5 protein-coding genes are annotated in these 5,206 nt (G+C 33.8%); all 5 read left to right on the top strand.

The features are described from left to right. Positions 1 to 280 precede the first annotated feature (280 nt). The 5 genes from HMPREF1505_RS05110 to HMPREF1505_RS05130 all read left to right on the top strand — a co-directional run bounded on the left by HMPREF1505_RS05110 (position 281) and on the right by HMPREF1505_RS05130 (position 4,963). On the top strand, positions 281 to 862 hold the full coding sequence (locus HMPREF1505_RS05110; protein ID WP_231480342.1) for a hypothetical protein: 582 nt from the start codon (positions 281 to 283) through the stop codon (positions 860 to 862). Positions 863 to 1,224: 362 nt separating this feature from the next. Then, a complete protein-coding gene (locus HMPREF1505_RS05115) occupies positions 1,225 to 2,298 on the top strand; it encodes a DUF2931 family protein (RefSeq protein WP_051412324.1) in 1,074 nt (357 codons plus the stop codon). Positions 2,299 to 2,468: 170 nt separating this feature from the next. Then, positions 2,469 to 3,545, top strand: coding sequence for an SH3 domain-containing protein (locus tag HMPREF1505_RS05120; RefSeq protein WP_036923494.1), 1,077 nt, complete (start codon positions 2,469 to 2,471; stop codon positions 3,543 to 3,545). Between the two features lie 450 nt (positions 3,546 to 3,995). Continuing rightward, positions 3,996 to 4,286 (top strand): hypothetical protein, encoded by a 291-nt coding sequence (locus HMPREF1505_RS13110; RefSeq protein WP_155948913.1) that lies wholly within the window; start codon positions 3,996 to 3,998, stop codon positions 4,284 to 4,286. Between the two features lie 278 nt (positions 4,287 to 4,564). After that, positions 4,565 to 4,963: a hypothetical protein gene (locus tag HMPREF1505_RS05130; protein ID WP_051412325.1), complete on the top strand. Its 399-nt coding sequence runs from the start codon at positions 4,565 to 4,567 to the stop codon at positions 4,961 to 4,963. Positions 4,964 to 5,206 lie beyond the last annotated feature (243 nt).

Below are 5,206 nucleotides of genomic sequence, written 5' to 3' on the forward strand. Positions count from 1 at the left end.
CAGGTGGAGACTTTGTTGATAGTTATCTCCCACCCAAGGCTGTTCAACGTATGCGTAACACGCCAGACTCTGTTAACTATAAGTTTGCAGAGTATTACTTGCGTTATCTCCTACCCGAAGACGAGTTCGAAAGATTGTTTGAAGAGGAATAATTATGCTTCCGAAAATTATTTATACACTTATTCAATTCTTGGCAAATGTGCTTCCGCCTAACAAAAGAGAAGAAAATAGGAAATACCTATGGAAATGAATTATATAAAATATTATGTTTCATTACAGTATGAAGAAACAGATCTTTAATTTCTATGCCACCCCCTTGAACATATGGTCCATAGTAGGCTTTATGTTTCTTGCAATGATTTGTAGTGGAATCATTTACGAAGTTTTCTTTGCTCCTGCATATGGAATAGAATCAACATTACGTTTTATTAGTATCACAGGATTGGTGACAGGGGGTATCTTCCTTTTTTTAATCATTGTAACCATTCGAAAGAAAAGCATTGAGGTAACTGACGATAATCTATTTAAGTATTATTCGGGAGGAAAGTTAATATATACAAACACCATGGATAATCTGTATTATATTGAGGCTGTGGATATAAGCAGAGGAATAATTGGAGAAATGGCCTTCTGTTTTAATGATAAGAAAATCAGAATCAGTATGCCCTCCCATCTACCCCATTTCTATGAACCAGGAAAATATGAATGGATATTTTCATTCTTTGTTAAAAGTCTAAATCTTAAGAAAATGTATCATCATACGCTATTTGGAAAGTCTAAATATGTCTTTGCCTATTGGAACCCTGTGAGAAATGCAAATTATGAAATATATAGCAAGTCAAGAGGACAACGATTCCTTTAAAAAGGGGAATGGATATCCTTGTTTAATAGAATCTCTACCGTGACAATGAAAAAACTATTTAAGGATAATGACCTGTCTGGGTTAAACCACCTAATGTAAGTTTATACATAGAAAAAAATAGTAGATAGCTATAATATAAAAACAAATAACTACATTTGTATTTGTATACTACGATTTAACATAGTATACAGTAAACCATGGTTTAGGAAAGAACTGCTGATAGCTCAATTAAAAATTAAATATTAAGAGTAATGAGCGAGTTGATATTGCAAAACAATAATTATTTAAAAGGCAGAATTGTTATCATTATTGGTCTTATGCTTAACGCATTGACTTTAGTTTCATGTAACAAAATAAACAATATGTTTAAGGGAAACAATACAAAATTCCACTGGACACCAACAGTAGCAGCACCTCGTAATTATCCTGTAGAAACTGGATATGCAGTGTTTATCTATGGGGATAAGAATGTGGGATATCCTGTGATGGAAACTCGTTTCGCAAGAGGTATAGGTGATCCACTGAGTGCAGAAGACTTTGATGCCCCAGGAAGTGTATATGAACTTCCTAAAAGAATCAGAGTCTTATGGCTCTCTATAACTGAACAGAAATACTACAAGGCTGATATAGAGATTCCTGCAGAAGTACAAGACTCTATGCTTCATCTCTTTCAGAAAGGTTTCTATTATCCTGTAGATAAGACTTCAGAGGAATATAATACCATCGTTCTTACCTTATTGCCAGGAGGAAAGATGTGGCTGACCGTTGCTGGTGCTGGAAAGCAGACCCTTATTTGTGACAATCTAAAAGCTACAGAGACACATGTAGACTTTAAGGATTTCAACAAAGAAGCATACGAATGTTTTTCTACAATGCAGAAATATTGCGCTGCAGCTTTAGGTGATTATGATGGAGTCAAGGAGAATTTAGAAGAAGTGGGTATCCCCTTTGACTTATGGGATGTATATAAAGAACGTTTCAACTATACAATAAAGATTGACTTTGAAAATAATAAAACCGAGTTAGACTCAGCATATACAAGTTATGAATTCACAAATACCGACTTCCTTTATGATGGGGATAAGTCACCACTTACAATGAAAACTCGCCCATTCCATATTGGTTTTATATGGCTCGTAGATCATTATAAATATACTGGAGAGTTTTATTTTGATGAAGAAGAAGTAATCAACGTTTTTCGTGAAGCTTTCAATCAAAAACATCGTAAGGAGAAAGGCGTACTACATATCCATATCAGCAAATATAATAATCGTTTTGATTTATCCTTAAACGTAGGAAAAGACGAATATAAATTAAAACATACTAACATCTATGTTTTTAAGAAACGTATTGGCTCAACTTCTACCAAAGAAGAAGTCTTTTATGATAATTGTAGGGATGTTGATACTGACGAACTAAATTTTTTAGGCTTTTAAGAAATGGCAACGTATTCAAAACGTAAAGTTGTAGTTAAAGCTAAAAGATGAAACAAAATATAAGAATAATATCATTCAGTTTGCTCTGCTTGATAACATTAAATTGTAAGAGTCAACCTTCTGTTTCCAGACAAATAAAGACTGGAAATGAACATGTAAATGCCATCTTCATGAAGAAAGAAGACAGTATGCAGTCTCTCATATTGGAAGAGTATGCAAAATCACATGGTTATAAGGCACCAAGCTATGAAATGTTCAAAGAAAAGTGTCTACAGTTTTTTGGAATACGACTTCATCCGTCTGCACAAGTGTACAGTTTAGATATAAATGAGGATATTATATATTCTGTCAATGAGATTGGCAGGTTTATCTATACGGGCAACGAAAGTCTGTTTTATCAGCCAGCATTAGACCATGAGCCAACTATGGATGAGGCTCGTAAAGTTCTTTATACAAAGGAAAATGGTATAGCGGATATGTTCCTGGCATATAATAAATTACTTTTTAATGACAATCCTTCTTCCTTGTCTTATTTCTATAAACATAAGGATAATGCAATAGATGTTGTCTTTGACTTGGATTATGAAAATAATGACCTGCTTATCCAGCGTGCCATAGAATACGCTTGTCAAAACAGTTATATTGTCAATGATGTTACGAACGTCCTATTCTATAACAATCCATCAAGGGAATATAGGAAGAAACTGATTACCATGTTTTACAAGTATGCAGAAACAAGCAAAGACCGTATGGAAACTTTCGAGAATCTTGTTTATGCCTATTATAAGCATTATAAGCAAATCAATGTGAGGCAGAAAGTGAAAGATGAATGTCTGGTATGTCTGTTGGATTGCTTGAACAAGTACGATGAGACACATCAAGACAATATCCTCAAGGTGATGGATAAAAAAGTATATCAGCATCTTTCTAATTTCATGTTAGTTGACAAAGAGCTTATACAGCGTATGGAGAAAAATAATTATTATGGGAGTACTGCTTTGCGTGATGTTGCAAAGTCTGTACTATTGTTAAGCTCTACAACAGATGATTTCGCAGATTATTATATTGAAGATCCTGATGGTTATACCAATGTACGAATGTCTGGAAGTTCTAAAGCTAAGATTATAACTCAGGCTAAATCAGGCAGCTTTGTTGATGTCATTGAGAAACGTGGAGATTGGTGGAAAGTAAAGACAGACAATGGTAAAGTTGGGTATATTCACAAGAGTAGGATTAGATGTCATTAACTGTTCCTATTGGGTCTTAATCACAACTCCCTAAAGAGGAACTTAATATTATGCTATTCTTTGTCGTTATGAGGATGGCGTATATATAATGTCACTGTTCTATATAATCTGAAGGATTGTTGCATTGAATATTCTGATTCGTATCAAGTATATCTTGCAAGCAGAACTTCATAGCATAGACAAATATTAAGGTATGAAAAAGAAAATAATTTCCACTTTTTACTAAACAGCTTTGAAGATATGATACATATAAAAGATCAGAATATTCTGAAAGTACTTATTCTTTGCTTATTCTTGGTATTTTCAGAGAACTGTAGTAGGCGGACTGAATTTACTGAGATAAAGCGACGGACAACCCTTATTAATGGACAATATTATTATGACATCTTAGTATCTAATTGTTCTGATTCGATAGGAGAACTTAAGTCTCAGATGATTTCTTTCTATAATATGAAAATCCAAGATTTAAGAAGTCATGGAGATGATAAGATTATTGCAAGTATGATATTTTACAAAAAAACATCCTGTACTTCTTATTTCTTAAATCATGATGAAGAGCATACAGACGCTTTTGATTTTACCGTTAAGGAGATTGAATTCTGTAATGACGACCTTGGAAGTATAACCGAAGATAACATAGATGGTAAAAGTATTTATACGATTTCTCTACCTCAAAAGAATGGAGAGGCTGTCGTTGAAATTCTCAAATGGGATAAGAAAACCAATACCTTGTCCGAATAATAAAACCTCTCAGATAATTTTATGCAGAACCCTATTCAATAAAGATGAGCATACAAAGCGCAGAACGATGACTGTAATATGCAAAGTTCTTTAAACGTGTATAAGATAGATATGAATAATAAAAAAAATAGAGGCTGTTTCTTATGAAAAATGTTCTTATGATTTTAGCGTTCTATATACTAACTTCCTGTAGTCAATCCTGTTATTCTGGGCCTTATAAGAATAACAGCCAGCAGGATAGTCTAATCATAACAGAGGTGGAAAATAACACATGCTGTATGAATAGACTTGTTTTATCGCATGATGGTCATAGCGATGTACTCCTTGAGATACATTGTGAAGATGGGAGCTCCATTGACTTTATGAACAATATAAAAGGGAAGAAACGGAAGGAGAAAATTGGAGTCTATGCTGTTTATAATGCAGCCGCTGATGGAAATAGCTTTTTATTCTTTAACTATGTGACACGACGAGCTTACATTACTCCTGCATGTTTTTCTGATTGTTTTCCTGAATACACCTCATTAAATTTCAAGAAAAGAAGTATAATATTAAGGAATACAAATCGTTTCATAGGCGGGACCAATGACACCTTAGAACTCGGCGATAAACCAGAGTATGTAGTCTGTGGTAAAAAGTTTCATTTCGTCAAGGCTACACTAAATATAATATATTGATGGTGACACCTCTTTATGAGCTTACCTATGATTATGTCCGCATGCCTGGTAAGGTTGTTCTGCATATCATAAACCAAGTATGTGACCCCTTCAAAAAAAGGTTCTTCCGTTAAATACGTAGATTGTTAATAGAATGAGATTCATCCGCATACATGGTATGATTACCTCTAATTAGATGGTTTTATAAAGGGGGATAAACTACATGATAAATGTAATTAGGTGCGATGTCTATCTGCCTTCTAC

Origin of the sequence: Prevotella sp. ICM33 (genome assembly GCF_000517825.1) — a bacterium.
GTDB lineage: Bacteria > Bacteroidota > Bacteroidia > Bacteroidales > Bacteroidaceae > Prevotella > Prevotella melaninogenica.